A 26961-nucleotide genomic window follows, 5' to 3' on the forward strand; every position below is an offset into this window, starting at 1 on the left:
GATTTAAACCCGATTGAGCATCCATGGCATAGAATCAAGCAAAGAGTTAGAAAAACTATGACATCCACAACCCAAAACCTTCATGACCTCATCGATTCAGTCATCTGCTCTATATGTCAACCTTTGCCTGCTTAGCTATAAAAATAAATTCCTGGGGTTACCGTTGCTGGGTTTCCAACTGCGGCCAAAAATTCAGCATCACTATAAATCCATCAGAACCCATGTCTTTCCCCAAAAGAATGCGTGGCTCAGGGGATGTTTGCAGGGTGTAATTCAAGACAAAATCCTGGTCAAGTTGGATGTTTTCACCTACTAATTCCACCTGCGCCCGACCGTCATGCAGGGTAAAGCGAATGGGATGGGAAGGAGATTCCAACCCCAAAATCGGGCTACTGGTTGCTATGTCCACGCGAACAGTTAAACCATAGGGCAACGTCCCCAATACCCGCGGCGGATTGATGTGCAATAGTTCCGCAGCCGGAGCCGTTTCCAACCGCTGGGCAGGCACATAACGAGGGGAAATGGTGGTAGGAATGACAAACCGTCCCCTGTCTGCTTGCATCTCCAGTTCCTGCACATAGGTCATGCGAATTACCACCGATTGCTGCGGCAGTAAATTCCCCACCGAAATTGTGAAGATATTCGGGCGGTCTTGATCTACCAAATAAGCACCATGCCCCTCCTGAATGGCCTCATCGTACTGAGCAAATGCCGTTTCTTTTTCCTCCACCCGTCCGGTAATCACCCGTTCTCCCAACCGCACTTCAAACCCACAAATTGCCGCTGATTCTGGCAAAGGAAACGAATAAACCGCCTCAATCGGGTTATCTTCTTGATTTTGAAAATGTTGGGAAACCGTCACCTGTGCGCCAATATCCCGAATGACTACCTGAAAATCCACGCCCCGCAAAGGAATAGGCGTGCCCGTAGCGGTGTACAACCCCGCCGGTGCTGTCGCTGTGAAGACCATCGCGTAAGAACTCCTTGCGAAATGGGTATGTACTTAGGATAACCTTAGCCGGAATAGTGTACTTCCAATTGACAACCGTGGAACCCGACTGTCATACGAAAAAATACTTACTCCTCCTGGCGCTTTTCTAGGGCAGATTACATGAACTTAAGGTGCTTTTTTCAATTGTCAACGATGACCATGAGTTTAACAAATTTTAACAAATTATTTTACTTTTTTAGGCAACCAAAATGTTTTTCCTATCAGAATTAAAATAGCGAGACTGTCTCAACCAGTGCATCAATTTGTTGATAGAGAAATTCCAAAGTACCGGAATTATCCAGCAGGTGATCTGCCCATAGCATTTTCAGGGGGAGTGGTAGTTGGGCACTGATGCGGGCTTGGATTTGCTCTGGGGTAAAGCGGTTGCGTGCCATGAGGCGTTGGCGCTGTTGCCCGGTCGTACACCACACCACCCACACTTGCTGAACTAAATCGGTCATTTGGGCTTCAAACAATAGCGGGATACTAAAGATGACAAGTTCTTGGGCTGCCTGTTTTTCTTGATAAATCTGTTCATATTGACGCCGCACTTGGGGGTGAATAAGTTGCTCGAGCCATCGCCGTTCTGAAGTGTTGCTAAATACTTGATTTCCTAACCATGCCCGGTTCAATTGTCCATCGGGGGTCAATACTGCAGTTCCATAACGTTCACAAATGGCAGTAAAAGCGGGTTGTCCGGGTAAAACGGCATGGCGGGCATAGGTATCCGCATCGTAGATTTTGATGTTGTATTGATGTTCTAAATAGGCAGTGACGGTGGATTTACCCGTAGCAATTCCCCCGGTGAGACCAATAATCATGGTTGATGGGAAATTAGATTATTTGTATAGCTAAGCATACAAAGGTTGACATGCTATGGGTCGCTGGGCGTAGCCCCATATTGGTTTCCCATAGCGAAGCGTGGCCTAGCCCTGAACCTTAAGGCGACAACCTTAACCTACCTAGCTATAGCCCTGCGGACACCGGAAACGGCTCGATAAGGCACCGGTAACGGTCGAGCGGAGCTGCTGTCAACCAGCCTAGAGGTCCGGGTTGCAAAAACAACTGCAGGGCTACGAGAAGCCTCCGACGTTAGTCAGAGGTAGTTTACAGGCGCGATTCTGCCCCCACCGGAACTTTCAACGCATCCGGGAGCAAATTGGGAAATAGGGGCAACACCTCACGGGTAAAGGTTTCGGCGGCACGGGATTGATAGCGGTTGGGATTAACAATTAACCAAAGCGTGCGGCGCAGGTGAATGTTTTCAATCCGTACCCGCTGTAGCGTTCCCAGTTCGAGTTCTTTACTGATGGCGGAATTGGAAACAAAGGCGGCGCCCAAACCCGATTGCACCGCGTTTTTGATCGCCTCAATCGAGTTGAGTTCCATTTCGATGCGAAAGCGGCTGGTGTCAATCCCGTACTGGCTGAGGATTTTATCAATGACTTTGCGGATGGTGGACTGGGCATCGAGGGTGATAAACCGCAGTTGGTACAGTTCTTCGCGGGTAATGACATCGCCCACGTTGACCAGATGTTTGGGGGGCAAAATCAAAACCAGTTCATCTTCGGCAAAGGGACGCACCTCTAGGGAGTCCTGCAATTCCGGGGGCACTTCGCCGCCAATAATGGCCAAATCCAACTGCCCATTGGCCACGCTCCAGCAGGTACGCCGGGTGGAATGCACCTGCAGTTTGACCGACACCTGGGGATAGCGTTGGCGAAAAATGCCGATCAACCGCGGCATCAGATAGGTGCCCGTGGTCTGGGAAGCGCCCACCGTCAGGGTTCCCCCTTGTAGGTTTTGCAGGTCGTCTAGGGCACGGCAAGTCTCCTCACACAGCGCAAGAATTTTATCCCCGTAATGCAAAAGTAAGTGCCCCGCCTCTGTCAGTTGCGCCCGCCGTCCCCCCCGGTCAAACAGAGGGACGTTCAACTGCCGTTCCAAATTTTGCACCTGCAAACTCACTGCCGGTTGGGAGACGTACAGGCTGTCGGCAGCGCGCTTGAAACTCCCCTCGGCAGCAATCGCCTTCAGAATACGCAGTTGGTCCAGGGTGAAAGGCAACTCGGTCATAGCATCTCAGAGGCAACCACCTATTCTTACAGTACGGTTTTGCGTATCATTCCAGTGTGTTTGGGTCTTGTTTTTGTAATATAAAAAGGATACCAGGGAATGCAGACGCAATGCCATTTCCCCGATCACAGGCGGCCAAAGCGCCGTTGTCGCTTCTGAAACGCCACCAAGGCTTGGTGGAAACTGGCGCGGTCAAAGTCCGGCCACAGGGTCTCGGTGACATAGAGTTCCGCATAGGCAATTTGCCACAGGAGAAAATTGCTCAGGCGCATTTCGCCGCTGGTGCGAATCAGTAGGTCGGGGTCGGGGCTGGCGGCAGTGTACAACTGCTGGGCAAACCGGGTTTCGTCAATGTCTTCGGGCGCCAATTCCCCCCGTTGCACCTGTTGGGCGAGGGCTTGGCAGGCATGCACGATTTCCTGGCGTCCGCCGTAGTTGGTCGCTACGGTCAACCAGACCCGCTGGTGGTGCCGGGTCAAGGCCACCGCTTCGCGGATTTGGGCCTGCAAACTCTGGGGCAGGACATCGAGTTGCCCGACAAATTCGATCCGCACCTGTTCTTGGATCAAGGTCGGCAATTCCTGGCGCAACACCCGCTCAAACAGGGCGAGCAAAAATTCCACTTCTAGGCTGGGCCGCCCCCAGTTTTCGGTGGAAAAGGCATAGCAGGTCAGGTGGGGAATCCCCCAGTCCCGACAACAGCGCAACAGTTCCTTGAGGGTTTCCACCCCCTGTTGGTGACCAACCGCCCGGGGTAACCGCCGTTGCTGCGCCCAACGACCGTTGCCATCCATGATCACCGCTACGTGCCGCGGCAGTCGCTGGGGGTCCAAATCCGCAGGCAAAGTCAGCAGGGGGGACGTCCCGGTGCCAGGTTGCGAATGGGTCATGCCGCTGTGCAATGGCTCAACGCTAAGCGTTTGATTTGGATCATTTTGATTATGAGGATCATAGGCGATTTTTTCCCCGTTCCAAATGCTCCCGCAACTGCTGGGGGGTAAGCTGGGTGAGCAACGTGCCCCGCCGCGCCAAGGCCACCTGGCCCGTTTCTTCCGAGACCACGATAGCCAGCCCGTCCGGTTGCTGCTCGGTGACCCCCAAGGCGGCGCGATGGCGGGTTCCCAGCCCCAAGGCAAGGGATTGGGTGGATAAAGGGACAATCACCCCGGCAGCCACCACCTTGCCCTGGCGAATGACAATTGCCCCGTCGTGCAGGGGACTTAGGGGCGACAACAGACTCAACAACAATTCCGCCGAGAGGTGGGCCTGGAGGGTGACCCCCGGCAAGGTACTGGGAATTTCCGCCGCCGGCGCCAGCAACACCAACAGCGCACCCCACTGCCGCTCGCAACATGCCGTGACCACCTTGAGAATGACCTCGACCTCGTTGGCCGGGGGTTGCCAGGCCAGTTGGCGCCAGCGCCAAGGGGGTAAAAGACCCACCAGCAAAGCGGTTAACCCCAACCCCCGCGCCGTCCAAGGCAACTGTTGCCCCTCGGCCACCAGCGCCAAGGTGGTCATCACGGCCACCGCCACCCCCCGCCGCCCCAACCAAAGGGACAAAACCACCCAGACCCCCGCGACCAAAAACCCATCCCAGGCAGCCATGGTGACCGGGGCAAAATGGGTCAGACCCAATAGCCACCTAGCGGGACAGACAACCGGCACTGAATTTGAATCCGGGCATCACCAAAGGCAACAGTTCATCCACCGCCGCCAATACCTGGGGGAGATTCTGGGCGTCCGCCTGGAGTTGGCGGTAGAGGGTCATGGCTTTTTGGGCATCAAAGGTAATGTCTCCAGGATAGTTTTTGATCACACTCATCACGGTCATGGGATTGTTTTGCACCGCCTGGGTCAGACCGGTTTTCAGCGCCGCTACCCCATCTCCTCCGCCGGCTGGTTGCACAAAACTGGCGACTTGGCTGAGGATGATATTCCCCACAAAGCTATTGACCACCAGGTTCAGAGTCGCCGCTGACAGGGGGACGGACGTGGCCAAAAAGCGCTGGGCATCGGCAGGTTGCATCTGGATCAACCTCAGCAAACTGGTCAGCCGTTCGGAGGCCTGCCCGGTCGTGGCCAGAGTTTGCAAGTCATTGACGGCAATGGGGGTACTGAGCGGGCCAAATTTCACAATAATTTGTTCTGCAGCCCAAGTGGGTAACACCCATAGCCCCCATACCAAGACGGCACCCGCCAAACCACGCCCTAGAGTTGCTCCCAGCATACGGTTGCTCCGCACAATTCGGGTTTACATTAGCACTTTAGCAGGACTCTCTGGCCGGGGGAGAGTTCCCCCTTTGCCACCCCTGCCCCAGCAGGGTACACTGGAATCGTTCATAATTCTTAACACTTATGACCACCCAGACCGTGAACTGTGCTGAAGCCTGTGTGAACGGGTGCATTTTGGGGGATGCCTGTCCCCACCGGGAGCATTTGGCGGCGGCGTTGCAATTTATTGCGACCCACGATTTGGACCAGTTGGTAGCCGTGGCGCAAAACAGTGCCCCCCAACGGCTGTTACGCCAGTTGGAAAAAGGGAAGCTGCCTGGGTATCCCCCGTCGTAGGGATTGCACCTGTAGGGGGGCTGTCCAATCGCCAGGGAATTGGAGGGGATGGTTCAGCTCCGCAAAGCGTTTGGCTCGGGAACGCGCTCTGCTGCCTGGCCAAGCAGGTGGCGCGTGGCCTGGCTGGCCCTGGTCGGTGGGGGGGTGTTGGGGCTGCTGGCGCTGGGGGCCTCGCCGGAACGGTTGGCGGTGCCGGTGACCGACCCCCTGGCCCTGTGGGGGATGGCGCTGACGGTTGCGGGGGTCTGTTGGGCCATCACCCGCTGGTACCCCCGGCCTGGCCCCTGGTCGCGGCTGACTTTGCTGGCCATCCTGCTGGTGTTGGCGGGGCGGTATCTGGTCTGGCGGGTGGGGGCTACCCTGCGCTGGGATTCCTGGGGGGCGGCGCTGTTTTCTCTGGCTTTTTTGGGGCTGGAGGTCTTGAGTTCCGCCGGGGGGTGGATTCAGTGGTTTTTGCAGGCAGAAACCCGCGACCGGCGGGCGGAAGCGGATGTGTACAGTGTGGCGGTGCTGACCGGTCGCTACCGCCCTACGGTGGACATTCTCATTCCCACCTACAATGAACCGGCCTTTATCCTAAAACGCACGGTTTTGGGGTGTCAGGCTCTGGATTACGAACCCAAAAAAATCTATTTGCTCGACGATACCCGCCGCCCGGAAATCGCGCAAATGGCCAAACTTTGGGGATGTGAATATCTCACCCGCCCGGACAATCGCCACGCCAAGGCGGGGAATTTGAACCATGCGTTGACCTTGACCCAGGGGGAATTGATTGCCGTGTTCGATGCGGATTTTGTGCCGACCCGCAATTTTCTCACCCGCACGGTGGGATTTTTCCAAAATCCCCGGGTGGCGCTGGTGCAAACCCCCCAAACCTTTTACAACACAGACCCGGTGGCCCATAATTTGGGGTTGGGGGCAGTCTTGACCCCAGAAGAGGAGATTTTTTACCGGCAGATTCAGCCGATGCGCGACGGGGTGCAGGGGGTGATTTGCGCGGGCACCTCGTTTGTGGTGCGGCGGGCGCCTTTGGAAGCCATCGGGGGCTTTGTCACGGCTTCGCTAAGCGAAGACTATTTCACGGGCATCGAACTGGCGGCGCGGGGCTACGAGGTGATTTACCTACACGAAAAACTCAGCGCGGGCTTGGCTGCCGAGAATATGGCCGCCCACATCAGCCAACGGCAGCGCTGGGCTCAGGGCACGGTGCAAGGGCTATTTATCCCCAGCAATCCGTTGACCATTCCGGGCCTAAATTTCAAGCAGCGGTTGGCCCATTTGGAGGGCCTGTTGAACTGGTTTGGCGCCTGGATGCGGGTGGGGTTTTTGTTGATCCCTGTTTTGATAGCCCTATTTCGCACCCTGCCTTTTCGCGCCACCCCTGCCGAACTTCTGTATTATTTTCTGCCCTACTATTTAGCCCAATTTGTGGTTTATCCCTGGCTCAATCGCCGCAGCCGTTCGCTCCTGACTGCCGATTTGTACCTGTTGATCACCTGCTGGCCGGTGAGTGTGACGCTCTGGCAAACCCTGAGACGTCCGTTTGCCCGGGGCTTCCAAGTTACCCCCAAGGGCTTAAGCAATGCCCACTTTACGCCGAACTGGCCCCTGATCCGCCCTTTGTTGGTGTTTTTGGCCCTAAATTTCGCCTGCTTTGTCTGGTTTCGGGTCACCCAGGGCTGGCAGTGGGTCTGGCTCTGGAGTGTTTACCATATGCTGATGCTGTGCCTGGCGTGTCTGGCTTTGGTGGATGCGCCGCAAACCTCGCCCTATCCCTGGTTTCCCTTACAAACCCTGGTGCAGTTGGGGCAGGGAGGACGCATGGCCTGGGGGGTGACCGAGCAGATGTCGGAAATAGGAGCGGTGGTCACGCTGACCCAGGGTTGCCTCAGCGCCGAACCGGTGACCGTAACCTTGCCGGAGGTGGGCTTGACCCTCACGGCCCAACCGCAACCACACCCCGACGGACGGGTGACCTTGACCTGGACCAACCTCACCCTGGAGCAGGAGCGCCAGTTGATCCCGTTGCTGTTTTGCCGTCCCGGCCAATGGCAGGAGCGCCAAGTACCCAGCGAATGGCAGATGTTGGGGTGGCTGGCGCAGGCCCTGGTGCGTTGGCCGTGGCACACCCAGCTTAGGGGTAGAGTCCGGGGGCATAGGCCTCGATGACCTGACCACTGGCAGCGTGCAGGATCAGCAGGTAATCGCAGTGGGGACATTGCGTTTCCAACCAGCCGGATTCTGTCCGCAACAAACGCTGGGCATATTGGCCGCAATTGGGACAACGAACCAGTTCTGATGACATTTTTGGTAATCCTTTGAAAAGGGGTTTATTATCCGTTCTCCTTGATCCCCATTCTAAAACACCCCATTCAATTTGTGTTTTCCCTTAAAGAATCTTTGAGCGAGATAGGCAAAGTTGTACTGCAACTCTTAGTAGGGGTGTAGCCGTAGCCCTACCAGCCACAAGTTAGCCCTATCCGGCACGGATGCCAGCACCAGGATTGGTTACGGCCCTAAGCGGGCCGCAAAAGGGCACTTCCTGCCCAGGAACTGCAAGTAAGTGTGCTTTTACTTTTTCTTCGCCGGACGCGTGGGCTTGGGTTTGGCGGTTTGCCCCTTGGCGGCTGTGTCTTTCTCCGCCGTTTTTGGCTTGGCAGGGGTATTCGGTTTGCTGTACTTGCGCATGAACCGCTCGACCCGCCCTTCCGTGTCAATGATTTTCTGGGTGCCGGTGTAAAAGGGGTGGTTCCCCGACCAAATCTCCACGTGGAGTTGGGGCTTGGTGGACCCCACCGTCATCACCACCTCACCGTCACAAAACACCTTGGCTTCGGGGTACCATTCGGGGTGAATTCCTGGCTTGGGCATCGGTACTGCTCCTGTACTTGGGAATTAACGCTTGGAGTATTGTGGGGCTTTGCGGGCTTTGCGTAACCCGTACTTGCGCCGCTCTTTGGCCCGCGGGTCGCGGGTGAGATAGCCTTCTGCCTTCAAAGGCTGCCGGTTCTCCGGGTCCAGTTGGCACAGGGCGCGGGCTACCCCCAGCCGAATGGCCTCCGCTTGGCCGGTCAAACCGCCCCCGTGGGCATTCACCAAAATATCGTATTCGTGCTCTAGTCCCAGGGTTTCTAGGGGCGCCTTCACCGCCAACAGGTAGCTGGGGATGCCTTGCAGATATTCCCGCCCATCCCGGCCGTTGATGATAATTTTGCCGTCGCCAGGGCACAGCCGCACCCGCGCCACTGCCGTTTTTCGCCGCCCTGTGCCCCAGTAGGTTACCCGTTCAGCCATGACCTAGGCCTCCAGTGGCAGGACTTGCGGTTGCTGGGCCGCATGGGGATGGTCTGGCCCCGGATACACCCGCAGCTTGGTAAACAGCCTGCGCCCTAGGCGATTTTTGGGCAACATCCCCCGCACCGCCTCCTCGATGATCCGTTCGGGCAAACGCGCCTGGAGTTGGGCAAAGGTTTCCACTTTCATCCCCCCCGGTCGCCCCGAATGCCGCCGGTACAGCTTCTGGGAACGTTTTTTGCCCGTGACATCAATCTCCCTGGCGTTGATGACAATCACGTAGTCGCCCGTGTCCAAAAACGGGGTGTAGGTGGGTTTATCTTTGCCCCGCAAAACCCGCGCCACTTTCGTCGCCAACCGCCCCAGCCGCTGCCCTTTGGCGTCCACCACATACCACGTGGGGGTCACGTGCGCCATTGAGGGGGTGTAGGTGGTGTTTACAGATTGCCCCGCCGTCACAAGCGCTGCCTCAAACGTCACAATCTATAACTATACAGAAGCCAAAGTCATTTCCGCAAGCGGGGGTCAGACCAAACCGAGGACCTGCGCCAGCAGTGCCTGTTGGGCGTGCAGCCGATTTTCCGCTTGGTCCCACACCCGCGATTGCCGCCCTTCGAGCACGGTCTCGGTAATTTCTTCGCCTCGGTGCGCCGGTAGGCAGTGCAGGACAATGGCTTGGGGGTCGGCCTTTTGTAACAACGCTTCATTGACCTGATAAGGCTGGAAGCGGGGAATGCGCACCTGGTTTTCCGCCTCCTGCCCCATGCTTGCCCACACGTCCGTATAGACCACCTGCGCCTGGGCCACTGCCGCTTCCGGGTCGTGGGTGTGGGTGATCTGGCCGGGGGTGGCCGCCAGGGCCTGGGCCTGCTGCACGATGTCGGGAGCGGGGGGATGTTGGGGCGGGGTGGCCACCGTCAGGGTAATCCCCACCAGGGCACAGCCGAGCATCAGGGAATGGCTGACATTGTTGCCGTCGCCCAGGTAGGCCATCTTCAGCCCCCGCAATTGACCAAAACATTCCTGCACCGTGAGCAAATCCGCCAGCACTTGACAGGGGTGTTCCCGGTCGGTCAGGGCGTTGATCACCGGTATCTGCGCCCATTCGGCAAAGGTGACCACGTCCGCCTGGGCAAAGGTGCGTATCGCCAGCACGTCCAAATACCGGTCCAACACCCGCGCCGTGTCTGCCAGGGGTTCCCCCCGCCCCATCTGGGTCGTGCTGGGGTTGAGGTCAATCACCTGCCCCCCCAACCGCATCATGGCGACGGCAAAACTCACCCGCGTCCGGGTCGAGGCCTTGGTGAACAACAGCCCCAATACCCGTCCCTGCGCCGTCGGGGTGGTGTGTCCCCGTTTGTACTGGCGGGCCAAATCCAACAGGGCGTAAATTTCCGCCGCGGTGAAATCCGCCATGCTCAGGATGTCCCGCCCGGCCAAGGTATTCATCGCCCCTGCACCAACACCAATTCCGTCGGGGCGCTGGTTTCATTGCCGAAGCGGCCCACCGCCCGCACCCGGTATTGCGTCCCCACAGGCACCACCCCCCGGTAGGGCACGGCCATTTCAAAGCGGCCATTGGCATCGGCGACGACCTCCTGATTCACCAGGGTTTGGGGCGCGACGGTGATCACCCCGCCCAACACCGGCAACTGGGAGGTCACCCGAATCTGCACCACCGCCTGGGGCCGGGTTTGCCCCACCAAGATAAAGCCGCGGGTGCGAATTTCCTCCCCATCGCGATGGCTGGTAAATTGGGGTTGCAAGGGCACAGGGAGGGTGCCGACCGGCGGTGTAGCCGTATGGACAAATTCCACCGGTTGGGTGGCCGCCCCATAGACCACCTGCCCCTCCCGCTGGAGTCGGCCGACCACTACCCCGTGGCGAAACCCATCGCCGCTGCGCACCGTCAAGGTCGCCACATAGACCCCCGGCGACACCTCCTGGGCGCTCAGGGCTTCGGGTGCCCGTCCCTCCTGTACCAACCACACCGTCGCTTGCGCACGGGGCGTACCGTTGATCGTCACCAAAAAGGTGCTGCCCGGCCCTAAGGGTTGGCCGTCGGCGTTGTGGCTCATGCTATGGATTTTCACGGGCGCTTGGGGGGGTTGCACCCGGAAGGACCACTGCACCGTCCGTAGGGCGCCCCCATTCCCCGCATAGGTCACCCGCACCGTATTTCGTCCAGCAGGCAACGGACGGGTGGGCTTATAGCTGAAAAAAGACCGGGTAATCGTACTTTGGCTGGTCACATCCCGGTCGTTGACAAAAATCCGCACCGAGTTGGGATTCACCAACCCTTCGGTAAACACACCGGAAATCAAAGCATCCGGGGGCACTTGGCGGCTGTCCGGCTCCGGGTTGGGGTCGCGCACCTGTTGCGCCTGGACCACAGAAAGCGGCAGCAAGGGCCATCCCGTGATTCCGAACCCCCACAACCCCAAACCGCAAACCCCAGCAATGACCGCCCGTTTCACCTGCTTGCTACCGTTCATCAGCAACTCCTTGTGGCCTGATTTTAGTACATAACCCTTGATGTTGCCCCAGGTATAGGGGTTCCCCCTGCCCACATCTTCTTGACATTATTTTTCAACAAGTGCTAAGGTAACTGATACGTTCTCCTCTCTCAGATGGATACACAGGTCAGCCGGGGGTCATACCCTGGCTCTTTTTATTGAGATTTTCTTAAATTAGTTGCGATGGCTGGGGGTGGCGTGGCCGCCTAGGGTTTAGAATGAAGGTGCCCCTTATCCCTGCTGGTTATGCGTTACGTGTGGCAGCAGTTTCGCCGGCCGGTGCCAACGACCCTCAGCCTCACCCCCCAGGAATCCCTAACGGCTCTGGCAACGGCGATGATTGCCATTGATGACGAGGTGTTGCCGGTGGAACTGGCAAAGCTGCGGGAGCAATTGGTTGCTGCCGGGGTGGACGTCAGCCCTTCGTTGTGGGCGCGGGTGTCCCAATGGGTGCAGGAGGTGGACCCTTTGGAGTTGTTTTGGGCGGGGGTACGGGGGTTGGTGCCCCAGGACCGGGAACTGGCCGTTAAGATGGTGGCGCGCTTGGCCTTGGCCGACGGTGAGACCCTGATTGAGGAGAACGACTTGGTGGCGTTACTGGGAGAAGTCCTGGGGTTTAGCCATCAGGAGGTGCGCCGTTTGGTGGCCCAGGCAACTGCGGCATGAGTGGGCGCGACCAACCGGTTGTCCTGGCAGTGGCCGGGGCATCGGGGCAAATTTACGCCTTACAAGCCCTGAAGTATTTATTACAGTCTGAGTACATTGTCGAACTTATTGTCTCCAAGGGGGCCTACACGGTCTGGCGGGAGGAAATGGGGGTCAAAATCCCGGCGGTGGCGAACCAGGAGGCATTTTGGCGGGCGCAGGTGGGGGTGGCCAGGGGGGGAAAACTCATCTGTCACCATTGGAACGATGTGGGGGCGGGGATTGCCAGTGGTTCCTACCGCACCCGGGGAATGGTGGTGATGCCGTGCAGTATGGGGACGGTTGCCAAGTTGGCCTGTGGGTTGAGCGGCGATTTGTTGGAGCGGGCGGCGGATGTCCATCTCAAGGAAGGGCGGCGGTTGGTGTTGGTGCCGCGGGAAACACCGTTGAGTTTGATTCACTTGCGCAATTTGACGACCTTAGCCGAAGCGGGGGCGCGCATTGTCCCGGCCATTCCTGCCTGGTATCATCAGCCCCAATCCATCCTCGATTTGGTGGATTTTGTAGTTGCCAGAGCCTTGGATCAACTCGAAATTGATTGTGTTCCTCTGCGGCGGTGGCAATGAAGTGGCTGGCGTTGGGTTTAGGGTTATGGCTTCTGATTTTTTTGGTGCAAAATTGGCAACCGTTGCTCCCTGTGGTTCTATTCGGGCAAGCGGTTTTTGCCTTGCCTTTGGGATTGGCATTTGCTCTGGCGTTTGCTCTGGGTATGGCGTGCGCCTGGGGCCTAGACCGGTGGGTGGGAAATCCACAGGGCAGGAAATCGGAAGTGGAAACAATTGTTTTAGAACCAGAAGACGTGGAATATCCCCGGCGGCGAGCCGCATCCGCGGCAGAGGATGAATGGGATTTTGTGGATGATTGGGATTAGAGGGATGGTTGATGAAACCCTCAGAAATACAGGCCCAAAACTCCTATCTCTCAAAGTAGGTTGCAGGAGCGTGGTTTCCATCTTTGGCTCTTGGTGATATGGGCATGGCAACGACATAATTCGCCGGTGGTGCCTACACGTAGAGATATAGTCGTTTCACAGGAAAATGCAACACTTTGAGGCACTGGTCATCACTGTATCCCCTTCCAGGACAGGGTTTGCAGGTAAAGGCGAATGTCGCAAACTTGTTTGAAATGACTATACCCTTTAGAACGCCCCAGCCTCATGTTACATTAAATGTGAGGGCGACGGCAGGGTTATGCAATTTTTTCAGCATATCTCCCGTAGGAGTACGGAACAGGATATTGAGCAGCAGATTGTTATCCCCTTGTTAAAGTCCTGGGGCTACCGGGAATCGGATTGGCAGCGCCAGGTTCCTTTAGACAAAAAACGTGCCGATTGCATCATTTATTCTGTTAATTTTAGCGATCAGAAAACCCCCTACTGTGTGATTGAAATCAAAGCGCCACGGCAGCGCCTGCATACCCACATATGGCAATTACACGACTACCTACGCCGTAGCCAAGCCCTGTTTGGGTTGCTGACCAATGGCTTTGAATTTCACCTTTTTTATTACAACCAGCAGGTAGTGATTCCCCTAGCGCAGTACCATCAACAGGAATGGCGAACCCATGCCCAGACTGTGGGGAAAATATTGGGTCAGGCGGCCAGTCTCCAGGTCGGGGCGTATCGGCAAAAAATTACAGCCTATTTTCATCACCAGATGATGCTAAAATTACAACCAGTGTTTCCCCACCTGGCGACCCATAGGACGATGGTTACGACGATGCCCTCCTCGACGCATACTGCCTGTATTATTACTGTATTTAATAACAAAGGGGGCGTCGGTAAAACTACGACAACGTTGAATCTGGCAGCGGCTTTGCATCACTTGGGCAAACGGGTGTTGCTGATTGATATTGACCCGCAGGCGAATTTAACGACAGGGTTGGGGGTTGACCCTTTATTAGATGTGGAACGGCAGGGGAAAAAAGATATTACCCATGTGCTGACGGAGGTGACTTTGCCGGTTGCGGATGCAATTTATGGCAAATCTTGGCGCAAAGTCAGTCTCGACTTAGTTCCGGCGCATATCCGCTTAAGTGATATGGAAGCAACGCTAATGAATATTGTGGATGTTGACCGAGTTTTGCAGAAAAAATTGCAAAAAGTGCGCAGCCATTACGACTACATTTTGATTGACCCGCCCCCTTCTTTCGGTAAGGTTAATTCCATTGCTTTGATGGCTTCTGATTATGTGCTTATTCCTACCCAATTGGCTCCCTATCCGATTCGGGCTTTGGAGTATGTGATGAATCGGATTTTATCGGTGCGGCAATCGCGGGATGGGCAACTATCCATTCTGGGATTGGCGGTGAGTATGTACAATCGCACGGCCACCAAACAAGTAGATGAAATGTTGGGAGAAATTAATAAAATTTTGGGTACTCATCCGTTGGGATCAGCAGTGCAAGTGTTTCCCCAACCGACCTGGATACCCCAGCGCAATATGGTTGCCAATGTCGCCGGCAAGGGTTATCCTTTAGCGGAAGCAGAATACGATGACACCCTCAGCCCAAGCGAAAAAGAGGCAGCTTTGGATGCGTTTACCTGTTACTTGGAATTGGCTAAGCACGTGATTAAGGAAACCTCTAGTGTTGTAACCTAGGCATACTTAATTAGGGTGGATGAATGATGTACTCGGATGCAGAACGGCAGAGAATCATTGAATACTTGAAAATCAAACCCATTCATCATGGGCAGTTGGAAGTTCATCAGATTTATGTGCCGCCAGAGCAGCAGGTTAATCCTTCAGTTTCCCATCAGGAAGTTATTAATTATTTTCAGGCTAACTTACATCCGATTCTCGTGCGGCGAACGAACCAATATGGCGAAGACCAGGAGTATGAGTTAATTTACGGTGGTGCCTGGTATCAAGCGGCAAAATCAGCAGGTTTACAACGGGTGTGGGTGTGGGTTTTTGACCTGACGGATGCCCAGGTAGCGGAAGTGAGAAATTTACTCCGGCAAAGCGAACCGTCACCGCCAGAAGATACGCTGCCAATGCCCCAAGGATTAGAAAAACAGTTGGTGGCCCATCTCCAAAAATTGGCAGAACGCTGGGAGCAAAAGTTAGAACAGGTGATGGTCAAAAAAGCAGTTATTGACCAGGCTAAACTGGCAGATTTAGAGGCGAAAGTGCAGGCAATTTACGAGCACTTATTCCCCCCACCAACTCCGAAAAAAAATATCCATCAAGTCACCTTAGCCGAGTTAAAACAACATGCAAAAATCAAAAGTAATGCTGAAGCCATTTTTAATTTCATTCAAGAGCATGCTCCGCTCAGCAGTTTAGAGGATTTGATGCAAATAAAGGGTGTAGCTAAAGGAAAGGTGCAATATCTGGCAGAACATTACACGGTTTAGCCTTTGGGGCCGCTGCGTGCCGGGGCAAAAATCTGCCGTGCATACTCGGAACCGACGTACCGCCAGTGCCAGGGTTCATACATCACACCTTGGGGATTATTAGGTGGATAGGAGAGTTCAAAACCGTACATATGGGCATTTTTTTGCAACCAAGCATAGGCTTTGGTTTGGCTAAAATGTTCAGTAATATCGGGTACGCCTTCACCCGCGGCAAAACCATCTCCTAAATCAATTGCCAAACCCGTGTGATGTTCACTATAACCCGGAGGGGCGCTGATGCGAGCAGCCGCGATTTCTGAGCCTTGTTTTTGCACTTGGCGCTGAAACAATTCTGCTTGATAACGCACGGTGCGAAACCCGGAAATGGGGATGATCCACAGTCCTTGATCCCGTGCTGCACTCATGAGACGAAAGAGCGCCAACCCCGCTTCCCGCTCCATTTCCACATAACGCTGGTATTCCTTTTGCCCGTAACTGGCTACCACAATTAAGCGGTCTCGGCTGATTTCTGCGTAGGGAAAATGGCCGTATTTGGTGCTCGGCATCGCCATTGCCGTGGGTGTGGGTTGGGAAATGGGCGTCGGCTGCGTCATAGCTCCAGGGGTGGGTGGATGCGGCAGTTGTTGATTTTTGGTCCAGGAAGCTAAGGCGTAAATAGAAAAAATAGTGATGGTTAGGGAACATAAGAAACCGATACTGAACCAATACCAGGAACGCCACTGCCGCATGGCAATCCCCTAAAAACCAATAGCGCAGGGGTTAACCGAGAAAAGAACCATCAATTTTAGAACGCTACCATAGATTACCACGATGACGTACTGATTACTCATACCATAGCCATTCCTGACGGTGCTGCCCGATTGCATCCACAGAGGTTCCTAATTTCTCCGCGTCCTTGGCATCAGCGAGCCTATCCTGGTTATCGCAGGCTTGGGGTTCCAGAATTCGGTTCGCTGCCCTTTGGCCGATGGGATAAACTGATAACTTCGGTATCGTTTCTTGAAGGGTGCCCTGCGGCGACCATGATCGCGTTTCACGACCTGCTGGCTCATTTACCCCATGCGGCCCATGGCGGCGGGAACCCCATGCTGACCGGGGTTGCCAGTTTAACCGAAGCCCAGGCGGGAGAATTGACCTTTGCCGAGCACGTGCGGCTGTTGCCCCAACTGCAGGCAACCCAAGCCTCGGCGGTGATTCTGCCCTTGGATGCGACCTTGCAGGAGACGGCGCAGGCGCGGGGGTTGGCCTGGGTGGCCATGCCGGACCCGCGGTTGGGGTTTGCCCTGGCGATTTCCCACTTTTATCAACCGGCGGCGTTGCCCCCAGGCATTCATCCGACGGCGGTGGTGGACCCGACAGCGACCCTCGGTGCAGACGTGCGCATCGGCCCGCGGGCGGTCATCCAGGCAGGGGCGGTGCTGGGCGATGGGGTGCACATTGGGGCGGGCGTGGTGGTGGGGGTGCAGGCGCGGGTGGGGGCCGGTAGTATTTTGTACGCGAACTGTACGATTTACGAACGCACGGAAATTGGGGAAAATTGTGTGATTCACAGTGGGGCGGTCATCGGCAGCGATGGGTTTGGGTTTGTGCCGACGCCACAAGGGTGGGTGAAGATGCCCCAGTCCGGGCGGGTGGTGCTGGAAGCGGGGGTGGAAGTGGGCGCCAATACCTGTATTGACCGGCCAGCCGTGGGAGAAACCCGTATTGGCCGGGGAAGTAAGTTGGACAATTTGATTCACATTGGTCATGGCTGCCGTTTGGGGGCGCACTGTGCCCTGGCGGCGCAGGTGGGGTTGGCGGGGGGAGTTGTGCTGGAAGATGGGGTGATTTTGGGGGGGCAGGTGGGGGCGGCCAACCAAGTGCGGGTGGGAACTCGGGCGCAGGTGGCGGCCAAAAGTGGGTTGCATCAGGATGTCCCCCCAGGGGCGGTTGTGGCGGGTTATCCGGTCATGCCTTTGCCCCTATGGCGTAAGGCAATGGTGGTGGTGCAGCGGCTCCCGGAAATCTATCAGACCTGGCGGCAGCTCAAACGGCAGATGGGGCAACCGCCGGGGTGAGGGCGGACCAGTCCCATTCGGCAAGGGTGTCAATCGCCCAGTGGGTCTGCCGGTGGAGCCAGTGATAGGGCAGTTGGTGGGCCACACCGACAACCCAACACCCGGCTGCTTTGGCCCGTTGACTGCCCAGCAGCGTACTTTCAAACACCAGGGTGGTTTGGGGGTCGGCCAGGTCGCCGTAATCGCTAACGCTTAAATCGGGGGCGAGGTGGCGGTTGAGCCATGCCCACCAGGTCTGTCCCTGCTGTTCGGTGTGGATGCCGCAGCGGTAGCCGCTTGCCCGCAGGGAATCCCAAAAGGGGCGGGCGTGCTCATACCAAGGCGGTTCCGGTTGCGCCAGCAAGGCGTGTTGATATTGGGTGCGATAGGTCTGCACCAGGTGGGTGAGATAGTCCTCGCTGACCGAACGGCGGTAGCTGTGCCAGATGGCGGCCAAGAATTCCCGATCCGTACCACCCCGATACCAAGGATGGCGTTGGCGGGGGGCGATGTTTTCCCGGATTAATAATTCCTGCAACACCTGCTCGCGGAGCGGCTGGTCACGCCACAAAACCCCCGACAGGGCACAGACCACGGTTGTCACCTGGGGCGGCATGGCGTTAAGGAGTGGGGCCAGGCGACAGCTTGCGCAGTAATTCCTGGGCAGCGGTGTGGGCAGCAGTACCGGGGGGAATCTGTTTGGCCCAGTTCAGGGCTTCGGTCGGGTTGTTGGCTTCCTGCTGGCGGGCGTATTCCAAAAGTTTGGTGCTGGCTTGGTTCAGCAGTTGCTCCACCTGGGGTTTGATGTCGGCTTGACTGCGCAGGGGCAACGCCAGTTGAAGCGCCCGCACCCAGCCGTTAGGGGTATTCAGAGCCGCCTGTTTTTCCGCCTCCTGCAATTGCAGCCGCCCCTGCCATTGCTTGATGTACTGCTGCGCCTGACCGTACAGGGCACGACCGGCGCTCACCCGCCGCGCTTCGTTGATGGCTCCCTGCCAATCCCCCCGGTCCGCCGCCTGTTGCGCCGCCTCCAGATAGGGTTGGTCCTGCAGGCTTTCCAGACGGGTTTGCCACTCCCGCACCCGCTCCTGCGCCCGGGCATAGAGCGCCCGACCGGGCCGAATCCGCTGCGCTTCGGCAATGGCGCTGGTGTAGGCGGCTATCGTGGCAGGAGCCGCCAACCCCTCCGCCCGCGCCAAAATCGGACTGTCTTCGGCAATTTGAATTTGATTATTCCAGCCTTCAGCCTCCGCCTGCGCCCGGTTCCACAGGGGGTTGTTGCTGGGAATGCGGCGCACCAGGGCAATGGCCTGCTGCCACGCGGCGACCGTCCGACCACTGGCCGCCTGCCGGGCTTGGTTGAGGAGGTTCAAGGCCACAATGGTCTGCTGCCACGTCTCGATTTGAATTTGCGCCTGGTTGTACAAGGGACGGCTGGGGTCAAGGGTTTTGGCCTTGCGAATGGCGGCCTCATACCCGGCGACCGTCTCGCTCCAGGTTTGCGCTTCCGCCTCCGCCAGGACGATAAAATCGGCAACCTCTTCCTGCAAATTCACATCCGGCGGTACCTGTTGCGCTGCTGCCAGTGCCCCGGCCAAATTCCGCGCCCGCAATTCCCGCACAGCAGCCACATCCAAAATGTCCCGCCCCCACCGCCGGTACTTGGCCTGCGCCTGCTCAAACAAATAACTGTCCTTGGGAATGGTTTTTGCCTTGGCCATCGCCGCCAACAGGGACGCCACCTGCCCCTTTTGCGCCAACCCCTCCGCCTGCGCCAAAATGTCCGCCTCTTGCCGGGTGCGCAGAATCATCCGACTCAATTCCTGATACCGCGCCGTCTGGGCATAAGCAGGGTTAATCGTCGGCAACAGACTGGCCTGGGCCATCGCCGTCCGCCAATCCCCCTTGCGCAGCGCCCGTTCCGCCTCTTCGTAAATGCGGGTTACCTCCGTCCAGCCCATCTGCCACTTGCGGAGTTCTTCCTGGGCCAGTTGCGCCGCCGCCGTGCCTGGGGGAATTTTTTGCGTTATCGCCAGCGCTGCCTCCAAGTTCCCCGCCTGCACCTGTTCGTTGGCCAAGTTCAGCAAGTCCATTGCCCAGGTGTTGAGAAACCGGTCAATATCCGCCCGCTGCGGGTGGTCAGCCGGCAAATCCACCAACAGGGCCATCGCCCGTTCCAACCCTGCCACATCCCTACTTCTGGCCGCCTCCTGGGCGCAGTACAACCGGCTGGCAACAGAAGCCGTCGGCAAAAACAAACGGTTACATTTGGGAAAACTGGGCAGACGCAACAGTACAATCATCGCCCCAAACCCCACCATGCCGGAAACCAGAGCCGTGCCTGCGACCAGCCAAGGCCAGCGGTCCCACCAGGAAGGGTTGGCGGTCACCGTCACCGGTTGGGTTTCCGAGGTTAAGAGTTTGGGGTCGGGAGTAGGGGTCATGCCAAGGGCATCCGCCAGGACCTTTGCGCCATAATCCTATTCTGACAGCAACCCGCTGCTTTTGTCCCTGGCGGGGGTCACGATGACGGTACGCATTCTCTGTGTTTCGACCCCGGTCGGCCCTTTGGGTTCGGGGCAAGGCGGTGGGGTGGAATTGACCCTGGCCAATTTGGCGACGGCTTTGCGCCAGCAGGGGTACCAAGTGACGGTCGTAGCGCCTGCGGGTTCGACCTTGCCGGGGGTACCGCTGATTCCGGTAGCGGGAGTGGCGCAACCGGTTGCCCAAAACCAACCGCGCACCGCCCCGATTACTATGCCTGCCGGTGGCGTCTTGGCGCGGATGTGGCAGGTGGTGCATTCCCAGCCCTGGGACCTGGCCATTAACTTTGCCTACGATTGGCTGCCTTTGTACCTCACCCCCTTTTTGGCCCGTCCGGTGGTGCATTTAATCAGCATGGGTTCCCTGGTGGATTACCTAGACGAAATGCTTGCCCACCTGACGGCCACCTACCCCCACCGCATCGCCATGCACACCCGCGCCCAGGCCGAGACGTTTGGCCGCGCCATTGCCGCCCGTACCTGGATTGTGGGCAATGGGTTGGACCTTGACCGGTACACCTTTTGCCCCGACCCGGAACCGGTGCTGGCCTGGGTGGGACGGATTGCCCCGGAAAAGGGCCTAGAAGACGCCCTGGCCGTAGCCCGCCAGACGGGTTATCCCTTGCGGGTCATGGGGCATATTGCCGACCCGGCCTACTGGCAGCAGCTCTGTACCCAGTTCCCGGAAGCGGCAGGGTACTACCAGGGGTTTTTCCGGACCGAAGAATTGCAAAAGCGGCTGGGGCGGTGTCTGGCGCTCCTGGTCACCCCCCGCTGGGTGGAAGCCTTCGGCAATGTGGTCATGGAAGCCCTAGCCTGCGGTGTGCCGGTGTTGAGCTACGACCTGGGCGGGCCGGGGGAATTGGTGCGTCCGGGGGTGACCGGCTGGCTAGTGCCCCCTGGGGATGTGGCTGGGTTGGCGGCGGCAGTCGGGCGGGTCGCTCAGCTTAACCGCCGGGTCTGTCGGCAGGTGGCTGAGCAGGAATTCTCCCTGGCCGCGTTTGGAATCCGGGTGAGCCAATGGCTCCAGGCCAACCTCACCCCCTCGGCGCCTGGTCACAGGTTATGATGGTGTAAGGTATTACATCGAGGGTTGGCATGTTTGTCCCCAGGGAGTGGGTCATTTCCGAGGCTTTGTCCGGCAGCGTGACCCAGCCACCCACTGTTCAGGTTTTGCCCAATGGGATTACGGTGATTGCCCAACGCCTCCCTGGGGCGACGGTGAATTTTTCCCTGTGGATGGGGTGTGGCTCGCAGCACGAAACCGATGCCCACAACGGCATGGCGCATTTTTTGGAACACATGGTCTTCAAAGGCAACGAGCGCATCCCCCTTGGCCAGTTTGAGCAGCGCGTCGAGCGGGTGGGGGGGATGACCAATGCAGCCACCAGCCAGGAATATACGCAATTTTGGGTCACCACCGCCCCCCAGGATTTTCCCGAAGTGGCGCCTTTGCTGGTGGATTTGGTGTTGGCGCCAGGCTTGGCAGCAGCGGAATTTCAGCGGGAACGGCAGGTGGTGCTGGAAGAAATTCGCCGGGCGCAGGATGTCCCCCAACGGCGGTTGATGCAGCGGGTCATGGCCTTGGCCTTTGCCGGGTTGCCCTATGCCCGGCCTGTGTTGGGTTCGGCAGCGGTGGTCAGCCAGTTGACCCCTGAAGCCATGCGGGAATTTCACCAGCAATGGTACAGCCCGGAACGTTTGACGGCGGTGGTGGTGGGGGATTTGGCGCTCGAGCAGTTGTTGGAGGTGGTGGTGCCCTGTTTGGTGCTGCGACAGGGAGCAAACCCGGCGCCGAGCTGTCCCTTTCCCGATGCGGTTGGCCCCCAGGTGTACGAGGAGGAATTGGTCGATGAGGTTCAGCAGGCGCGGTTGGTGCTGGCTTGGCGGGTGCCGGGTCTGAGGGATTTTCGTACGGTCTGTGCCCTGGATGCCCTGGCGATGATTTTGGGGCAAGGCCGCACTGCCCGGTTGGTCTGGGAATTGCGGCACGAACGGGGCTGGGTGACAGGGATCACCGTACAAAATATGAGCTTTGTCCATCATGGGCTGTTTTGGATTGGGGTGCAGGCGCCCCTGGCGAACCTGCCGGCGGTGCAGGCGGTGATTGCCGAGCATCTGGCGCGTTTGCGTCAAGAGCCAATTGGGGCCACGGAACTTGACCATTTGCGGCGACGGGTGGCCAGTCGCTTTATTTTTGCCAATGAAACGCCCGCGGAACGGGCGGGGCTGTACGGCTACTACCAGACGGTACTGGGGGATATTAGTCCGGGGCTGGGGTATCCGGGTACGGTAGCCAGCCTGTCGGCGAATTTTTTGCAACAGGTGGCGCGTACCTATCTGACGCCCGACCGGATGGGCCAAGTGGTGATGCGCCCCCGGCTTTGAGGATTCCTTGCGACCCACTTCTGGAGGTGTTAGCTTAAAAACAGGGGGGGAGGGTGAGAAAACGCAGCAAACTCCCGTAGGTTCGATGTCATTCTTGGGCGTGGGGAAGGGGTATGACCGTTGCCACAGCGGTTGAGGCAGAAGTGTTATTGACCATTCGGGATTTGACTGCCGAAGTTGAGGGCGTCCCCATTCTCAAGGGGGTCAATCTCACGGTAAAAAAGGGGGAAGTCCATGCCATCATGGGGCCAAATGGTTCCGGGAAAAGTACGCTGTCTAAGGTGTTGGCGGGACATCCCGACTATCGGGTAACCGGCGGCGAAGTGTGGTATCGGGGGCAGGATTTGTTACGGCTTGCCCCAGAAGAACGAGCGCATTTGGGCCTCTTTTTGGGGTTTCAGCAGCCGGTGGAAATTCCGGGGGTGACCAATGGGGATTTTTTACGTTTGGCCTACAATGCCCGGCGCAAGGCGCAAAATCTGCCGGAATTGGACGCTTTAGATTTTGATGAATTGATTCAGGAGAAATTACGCATTGTCCAGATGGATGCGGCGTTTTTGTCCCGCAGCGTGAATGAGGGGTTTTCCGGTGGGGAAAAGAAGCGCAACGAAATTTTACAGATGGCTTTGTTGGCGCCGGAATTGGCAATTTTGGATGAAACGGATTCGGGTTTGGATATTGACGCCCTGCGGATTGTAGCGGGGGGAATTAATCAGTTGATCGGTCCGCACAACGGGGTGATTTTGATTACCCATTACCAGCGGCTGCTGAATTACATCACGCCCCAGTGGGTGCATGTGATGGCCCAGGGGCGGATTGTGCGCACCGGGGGTATGGCGTTGGCGCAGGAATTGGAGGCGCGGGGCTACGACTGGTTACTTGGACAGGGTGATGGGAATTGACAGCGCAGGGGAGGCGTCCTTTTTGGCCTGGCGGGAGCAGGCGTGGGCGCAGGTGCAGCAGCCGGATTGGCCGGTGTACGACCAAGAGGCCTGGCGGGGTACGGAAGTCAAACCCTGGTTGCAGGTGCCCCGGCGTTTGGCTCCCGTCGCGCCGGTAAAAGGTGACATGGCAAGGGTGCCGGAATTGCCCGGTCGGGTGGTGGTGGTCAATGGCCGGGTGGTGGCCCACGAGGGACTCCCGGCGGCGGTGGGTTTGGGAGGCTGGCGCGAGCTGACGTCGGCGGAACGGGCGAGCTTGGGGCAGGGGCTGCCAGCCGATGGGTTTACGGCCTTGAATCAGGCGGCAGTGCCGGAGTTGCTGGTGGTACGGGTGAGGGGAATTCCCACGCACCCGGTGCATTTGGTGCATTACAGTCAGGGGGAAGCAGAGCCGGTGCTGGTCTGTCCGCGGGCGGTGGTGCAGTTGGCGCCGGGAACCCAACTGACCCTGGTGACGGAGTACGGCAGCGCGGGGGCCGGCGCGACCAATGGGGTGTTGGAGCTGCATTTGGGGCCGGGGAGTCGGGTGGAGCACTACCTTGTGCAGCGGGAATCCCCAGCGGCGATGCATTTGTTGCGGGTGGGGGTCCATCAGAGTCAGGACAGCCATTATGCCCTGTGGACGGTGAGCGCTGGGGCGCGGTGGAGTCGCTGCGAGGTGTGGGTCGAACAGACGGGCGCCGGGGCAACGACCCAGTTGCGGGGGCTGAGTTTGGTGGGGGGAAAGCAGCACAGCGATATGCACAGTGTGATTACGCACGCGCAGCCGCGGGGCTTTAGCCGTCAGGTACACAAGTGCGTGGTCGCGCAGCAGGGGCAGGCGGTGTTTCATGGGACGGTGCGGGTAAAACCAGCAGCCCAAGGCACGGATGCGGGACAAATAAATCACAATTTATTGCTTTCTCAGCAGGCGAAGGTGGACACCCGTCCCCAGTTGGCGATTCAGGCGGATGAGGTGCAGTGTAAACATGGGGCAACGGTGAGCGATTTGGACCCGGCGATGCTGTTTTATTTGCAAAGTCGGGGGATTGATGCCCAGAGCGCGCGGCTACTTCTGGTGGAGGGTTTTGTCCAGGAATTGCTGCGGGAATGGCCGTTTCCCACCCTGCGGCAGGATTGTCAGACCTGGATGCAACAACTTACCCAAGCGGAGGCGATGGTATGACGGTGACGCCCAAGCTCACGTTGGCCGAGAGAACCCGGGCCGATTTTCCCCTGTTGGCCCAGCAAATTCACGGCCATCCCCTCATTTATTTCGACAATGCGGCCACCTCCCAAAAACCCCGGCAGGTGTTGCAGCGGTTACAGCAGTACTACGAGTGGGAGAATGCCAATGTGCATCGGGGCGTACACACCCTGAGCAATCGGGCGACCCAGGCTTATGAACAAGCGCGCGTCACATGTGCCCAGTTGTTGCATGCGCCCCAGCCGGAAGCGGTCGTGTTTACCCGCAATGCCACCGAAGCGATTAATTTGGTGGCCTACACCTGGGGCATGAGTCAGTTGCAACCGGGGGATGAAATCATCCTGACGGTGATGGAGCACCACAGCAATTTGGTGCCCTGGCAGTGGGTGGCGCAGCGCACGGGGGCACGGTTGCGGTTTGTGCGCCTCACGCCCACCGAGACCCTGGATGTGGAGCATTACCACTCGCTGTTGTCCAACCGCACGAAATTGGTGGCCTGTACGTATGTTTCCAATACGTTGGGCTGTGTGAATCCGGTGGCGGACCTGATTGCTGCGGCCCACCATTGGGGCGCCAAGGTGTTGGTGGATGCCTGTCAAGCGGTGCCCCATATGGCCGTGGATGTGCAGGCCCTAGACTGCGATTGGTTGGTGGCTTCCGGGCACAAAATGTGTGGGCCGACGGGGGTGGGCTTTCTCTACGGCAAACCGGAGTTGTTGCGGCAGATGCCTCCTTTTTTGGGTGGGGGGGAAATGATTGCCGATGTTTTTTGGGAACACAGTACCTATGCGGACATTCCCCACAAATTTGAGGCAGGAACGCCGGCGATTGCGGAAGCCATTATGTTGGGGGCGGCGGTGGATTATTTGCAGAACTTGGGTTTAGCCAATATCCATGCCTACGAGCAGGAATTGGTGACCTATTTATGGGAGCAATTGCAGCAACTGCCGGGGATACGGTTATTGGGTCCAGCTCCTCCCCAGCGGGCGGGTTTGGTGGCCTTCACCCTGGCGGACATTCACCCCCACGACCTTTCTACCCTACTGGACGAGGCGGGGATTGCCATCCGGGCGGGGCATCACTGTACGCAGCCGTTGCATCGGTATTTGCAGATTCCGGCCAGTGCCCGGGCCAGTTTGTACTTCTACAACACCCGCGCGGAGATTGACCGGTTTATTGCGGTGGTACGGGAGGCGGTGGACTTCTTCCGGGGTCTTGGGCGGGACGAACCAATAGGCGAGGACAGGTGATGCGCCCCTTGCCCGACTATCCTTCCCAATGGACCTGTTTGCTGCACCATTTGGGGGAATGGCGGGGCACGTTTACCGATCTTTCTCCCGACGGCGCCTGGGGGCGGGAGCGACCGAGCGTGGTGACCCTCACGGGCTTGGCCGCGCCGCAGCGCATTCGTCAGACGATTAGCGTGGATGGCAGCAGCAAAGTGTTGGAATACGGGGGGTTGGGGCGGGGTGTGTTGTTTTTTGCGGACGGCGCTTTTTCCCAGGGTTCGCTACAGCGGAGTCCGGTGGGGGAATTTGGGGCTGAGTTGGCGTTGCTGTACGGGGAACGGCGGGTACGGTGCGCCCTGATTTTTCAGGACAACCACCTGCGGGGAATCACCCTCATTCGCGAATGCCGGGGGGAGGCATATCCTTGGGGGCAAACCATGCCTTTGGCTGCTGGGCAGGAATGGCACGGTCAAACGACCACCCTTTGGCCGGATTGGCGTCGCCCACCCCTGCAAACGCATACCCAGCTTGCTCTGGAACTTGCCGAGTCAGGGCAGGTCAGGCGGCGGTTGTGGGAAGAAGCCGAGGGGGAACAGTGGGTGACCTACACGCCGGCAAATAAAACTTGTTATCAACCCGAAGGCCCCTGGCAAGGAGTACTTTTGTGGCTCCCCGATGGCATTTGGATCAGTGTACTCCAGCCCTCTGGCCATGGCAAAACCTATCAACTTGTCCTAGAACTTTTTTGGTGGCATCCCGAAATCCTCTTAGGGATACGGCGCATTTATGGTCAAGATGGCGCTTGGGAATCTCTCAAACATGACCGCTGTCATGACCCCAGACAGTGTTATTATAGCTAAGCAGGCAAAGGTTGGCATATAGAGCAGATGACTGAATCGATAAGGTCATGAAGGTTTTGGGTTGTAGATGTCATGGTTTTTCTAACTCTTTGCTTGATTCTATGCCATGGATGCTCAATCGGATTTATAGTCATTTCGGTTTAGAATGCGACACTAACTGGTGCAATAATTACGAATGATTTCATCAATGGTGGTGCCAGGAGGAGCATACATCCACAATCTTTTTAATGCGCTAAAGTCATGCTCAATATCATTGAGGTCTGGGGA

General features: G+C 57.6%; 29 protein-coding genes and 1 pseudogene. 14 read left to right on the forward strand and 16 right to left on the reverse strand.

The window, feature by feature from the left end; all coding sequences use genetic code 11:
* Window positions 1–157: 157 nt before the first annotated feature.
* From ACWISF_RS04445 to ACWISF_RS04470, 6 genes are all read right to left on the reverse strand, one after another.
* The gene (locus ACWISF_RS04445; protein WP_448380387.1) at window positions 158–970 is read right to left on the reverse strand and encodes a VIT domain-containing protein; all 813 of its coding nucleotides are present in this window, start codon (window positions 968–970) and stop codon (window positions 158–160) included.
* Window positions 971–1218: 248 nt separating this feature from the next.
* Window positions 1219–1812 (reverse strand): dephospho-CoA kinase, encoded by a 594-nt coding sequence (gene coaE / locus ACWISF_RS04450; protein WP_448380388.1) that lies wholly within the window; start codon window positions 1810–1812, stop codon window positions 1219–1221.
* 286 nt (window positions 1813–2098) lie between these two features.
* Complete coding sequence (locus ACWISF_RS04455; protein ID WP_448380389.1) at window positions 2099–3067, reverse strand: LysR substrate-binding domain-containing protein; 969 nt, start codon at window positions 3065–3067, stop codon at window positions 2099–2101.
* A 125-nt stretch (window positions 3068–3192) separates the two neighbouring features.
* Window positions 3193–3957 carry an isoprenyl transferase gene (locus ACWISF_RS04460; protein WP_448380390.1) on the reverse strand — a complete coding sequence of 255 codons (765 nt, stop codon included), beginning with the start codon at window positions 3955–3957 and terminating at the stop codon, window positions 3193–3195.
* A 58-nt stretch (window positions 3958–4015) separates the two neighbouring features.
* Window positions 4016–4675 carry a diadenylate cyclase gene (locus ACWISF_RS04465; protein ID WP_448380391.1) on the reverse strand — a complete coding sequence of 220 codons (660 nt, stop codon included), beginning with the start codon at window positions 4673–4675 and terminating at the stop codon, window positions 4016–4018.
* Window positions 4676–4712: 37 nt separating this feature from the next.
* Window positions 4713–5297 carry an alpha/beta hydrolase gene (locus ACWISF_RS04470; RefSeq protein ID WP_448380392.1) on the reverse strand — a complete coding sequence of 195 codons (585 nt, stop codon included), beginning with the start codon at window positions 5295–5297 and terminating at the stop codon, window positions 4713–4715.
* 128 nt (window positions 5298–5425) lie between these two features.
* Between ACWISF_RS04470 and ACWISF_RS04475 the strand changes: the two genes are divergently transcribed.
* A complete protein-coding gene (locus ACWISF_RS04475) occupies window positions 5426–5638 on the forward strand; it encodes a hypothetical protein (RefSeq protein ID WP_448380393.1) in 213 nt (70 codons plus the stop codon).
* A gap of 114 nt (window positions 5639–5752) precedes the next feature.
* A complete protein-coding gene (locus ACWISF_RS04480; RefSeq protein WP_448380394.1) occupies window positions 5753–7807 on the forward strand; it encodes a glycosyltransferase family 2 protein in 2055 nt (684 codons plus the stop codon).
* On the opposite strand, the gene ACWISF_RS04485 is transcribed toward ACWISF_RS04480, so the two are convergent.
* From ACWISF_RS04485 to ACWISF_RS04510, 6 genes are all read right to left on the reverse strand, one after another.
* On the reverse strand, window positions 7773–7943 hold the full coding sequence (locus ACWISF_RS04485; RefSeq protein ID WP_448380395.1) for a replication restart DNA helicase PriA: 171 nt from the start codon (window positions 7941–7943) through the stop codon (window positions 7773–7775). The genes ACWISF_RS04480 and ACWISF_RS04485 overlap by 35 nt on opposite strands.
* A gap of 266 nt (window positions 7944–8209) precedes the next feature.
* Complete coding sequence (gene rpmE / locus ACWISF_RS04490; RefSeq protein ID WP_448380396.1) at window positions 8210–8509, reverse strand: 50S ribosomal protein L31; 300 nt, start codon at window positions 8507–8509, stop codon at window positions 8210–8212.
* A 24-nt stretch (window positions 8510–8533) separates the two neighbouring features.
* Window positions 8534–8932, reverse strand: coding sequence for a 30S ribosomal protein S9 (gene rpsI / locus ACWISF_RS04495; RefSeq protein WP_448380397.1), 399 nt, complete (start codon window positions 8930–8932; stop codon window positions 8534–8536).
* Window positions 8933–8935: 3 nt separating this feature from the next.
* On the reverse strand, window positions 8936–9349 hold the full coding sequence (gene rplM / locus ACWISF_RS04500) for a 50S ribosomal protein L13 (protein WP_448380415.1): 414 nt from the start codon (window positions 9347–9349) through the stop codon (window positions 8936–8938).
* Between the two features lie 108 nt (window positions 9350–9457).
* The gene (gene argF / locus ACWISF_RS04505) at window positions 9458–10381 is read right to left on the reverse strand and encodes an ornithine carbamoyltransferase (RefSeq protein WP_448380398.1); all 924 of its coding nucleotides are present in this window, start codon (window positions 10379–10381) and stop codon (window positions 9458–9460) included.
* On the reverse strand, window positions 10378–11427 hold the full coding sequence (locus ACWISF_RS04510) for a hypothetical protein (protein ID WP_448380399.1): 1050 nt from the start codon (window positions 11425–11427) through the stop codon (window positions 10378–10380). The genes argF and ACWISF_RS04510 overlap by 4 nt, the downstream gene beginning before the upstream one ends.
* Window positions 11428–11694: 267 nt before the next feature.
* Between ACWISF_RS04510 and ACWISF_RS04515 the strand changes: the two genes are divergently transcribed.
* The 5 genes from ACWISF_RS04515 (at window position 11695) to ACWISF_RS04535 (ending at window position 15511) form a co-directional block, all read left to right on the forward strand.
* Window positions 11695–12114, forward strand: a complete 420-nt coding sequence (locus ACWISF_RS04515) for a TerB family tellurite resistance protein (RefSeq protein WP_448380400.1) — start codon at window positions 11695–11697, stop codon at window positions 12112–12114.
* Window positions 12111–12719 carry a flavin prenyltransferase UbiX gene (locus ACWISF_RS04520; RefSeq protein ID WP_448380401.1) on the forward strand — a complete coding sequence of 203 codons (609 nt, stop codon included), beginning with the start codon at window positions 12111–12113 and terminating at the stop codon, window positions 12717–12719. The genes ACWISF_RS04515 and ACWISF_RS04520 overlap by 4 nt, the downstream gene beginning before the upstream one ends.
* Window positions 12716–13024: a hypothetical protein gene (locus ACWISF_RS04525; RefSeq protein ID WP_448380402.1), complete on the forward strand. Its 309-nt coding sequence runs from the start codon at window positions 12716–12718 to the stop codon at window positions 13022–13024. The genes ACWISF_RS04520 and ACWISF_RS04525 overlap by 4 nt, the downstream gene beginning before the upstream one ends.
* A 319-nt stretch (window positions 13025–13343) precedes the next feature.
* Window positions 13344–14753, forward strand: a complete 1410-nt coding sequence (locus ACWISF_RS04530; RefSeq protein ID WP_448380403.1) for an AAA family ATPase — start codon at window positions 13344–13346, stop codon at window positions 14751–14753.
* A 26-nt stretch (window positions 14754–14779) separates the two neighbouring features.
* Window positions 14780–15511 carry a hypothetical protein gene (locus ACWISF_RS04535; RefSeq protein WP_448380404.1) on the forward strand — a complete coding sequence of 244 codons (732 nt, stop codon included), beginning with the start codon at window positions 14780–14782 and terminating at the stop codon, window positions 15509–15511.
* Here the strand turns inward: ACWISF_RS04535 and ACWISF_RS04540 are convergent.
* Complete coding sequence (locus ACWISF_RS04540; protein ID WP_448380405.1) at window positions 15508–16104, reverse strand: M15 family metallopeptidase; 597 nt, start codon at window positions 16102–16104, stop codon at window positions 15508–15510. The genes ACWISF_RS04535 and ACWISF_RS04540 overlap by 4 nt on opposite strands.
* Window positions 16105–16533: 429 nt before the next feature.
* Here ACWISF_RS04540 and lpxD point away from each other — a divergent pair, with 429 nt between their 5' ends.
* Entirely contained in the window at window positions 16534–17568 is a 1035-nt protein-coding gene (gene lpxD, locus ACWISF_RS04545; RefSeq protein ID WP_448380406.1) for a UDP-3-O-(3-hydroxymyristoyl)glucosamine N-acyltransferase, read from the forward strand.
* Here lpxD and ACWISF_RS04550 read toward each other — a convergent pair.
* Both ACWISF_RS04550 and ACWISF_RS04555 read right to left on the reverse strand, forming a co-directional pair.
* Window positions 17537–18163 (reverse strand): hypothetical protein, encoded by a 627-nt coding sequence (locus tag ACWISF_RS04550; protein WP_448380407.1) that lies wholly within the window; start codon window positions 18161–18163, stop codon window positions 17537–17539. The two genes, lpxD and ACWISF_RS04550, sit on opposite strands and share 32 nt — an antisense overlap.
* Before the next feature lie 4 nt (window positions 18164–18167).
* Complete coding sequence (locus tag ACWISF_RS04555; RefSeq protein WP_448380408.1) at window positions 18168–19991, reverse strand: hypothetical protein; 1824 nt, start codon at window positions 19989–19991, stop codon at window positions 18168–18170.
* Window positions 19992–20073: 82 nt separating this feature from the next.
* On the opposite strand from ACWISF_RS04555, the gene ACWISF_RS04560 reads away from it, so the two are divergent.
* The 6 genes from ACWISF_RS04560 to ACWISF_RS04585 all read left to right on the forward strand — a co-directional run bounded on the left by ACWISF_RS04560 (window position 20074) and on the right by ACWISF_RS04585 (window position 26694).
* Window positions 20074–21159, forward strand: coding sequence for a glycosyltransferase family 4 protein (locus ACWISF_RS04560; RefSeq protein ID WP_448380409.1), 1086 nt, complete (start codon window positions 20074–20076; stop codon window positions 21157–21159).
* 29 nt (window positions 21160–21188) lie between these two features.
* Window positions 21189–22478: a M16 family metallopeptidase gene (locus tag ACWISF_RS04565; protein ID WP_448380410.1), complete on the forward strand. Its 1290-nt coding sequence runs from the start codon at window positions 21189–21191 to the stop codon at window positions 22476–22478.
* Window positions 22479–22591: 113 nt separating this feature from the next.
* Window positions 22592–23380, forward strand: coding sequence for a Fe-S cluster assembly ATPase SufC (gene sufC / locus ACWISF_RS04570; protein ID WP_448380411.1), 789 nt, complete (start codon window positions 22592–22594; stop codon window positions 23378–23380).
* Window positions 23370–24584, forward strand: a complete 1215-nt coding sequence (gene sufD, locus ACWISF_RS04575; protein WP_448380412.1) for a Fe-S cluster assembly protein SufD — start codon at window positions 23370–23372, stop codon at window positions 24582–24584. Before sufC ends, sufD begins: the two co-directional genes overlap by 11 nt.
* Window positions 24581–25855 carry a SufS family cysteine desulfurase gene (locus ACWISF_RS04580; protein WP_448380413.1) on the forward strand — a complete coding sequence of 425 codons (1275 nt, stop codon included), beginning with the start codon at window positions 24581–24583 and terminating at the stop codon, window positions 25853–25855. The genes sufD and ACWISF_RS04580 overlap by 4 nt, the downstream gene beginning before the upstream one ends.
* Window positions 25855–26694 (forward strand): DUF3598 family protein, encoded by an 840-nt coding sequence (locus ACWISF_RS04585; protein WP_448380414.1) that lies wholly within the window; start codon window positions 25855–25857, stop codon window positions 26692–26694. Before ACWISF_RS04580 ends, ACWISF_RS04585 begins: the two co-directional genes overlap by 1 nt.
* A 153-nt stretch (window positions 26695–26847) precedes the next feature.
* Here the strand turns inward: ACWISF_RS04585 and ACWISF_RS04590 are convergent.
* Window positions 26848–26961, reverse strand: a pseudogene (locus ACWISF_RS04590) (IS630 family transposase); the annotation flags it as partial.

It is taken from the genome of Gloeomargarita sp., from assembly GCF_053491055.1.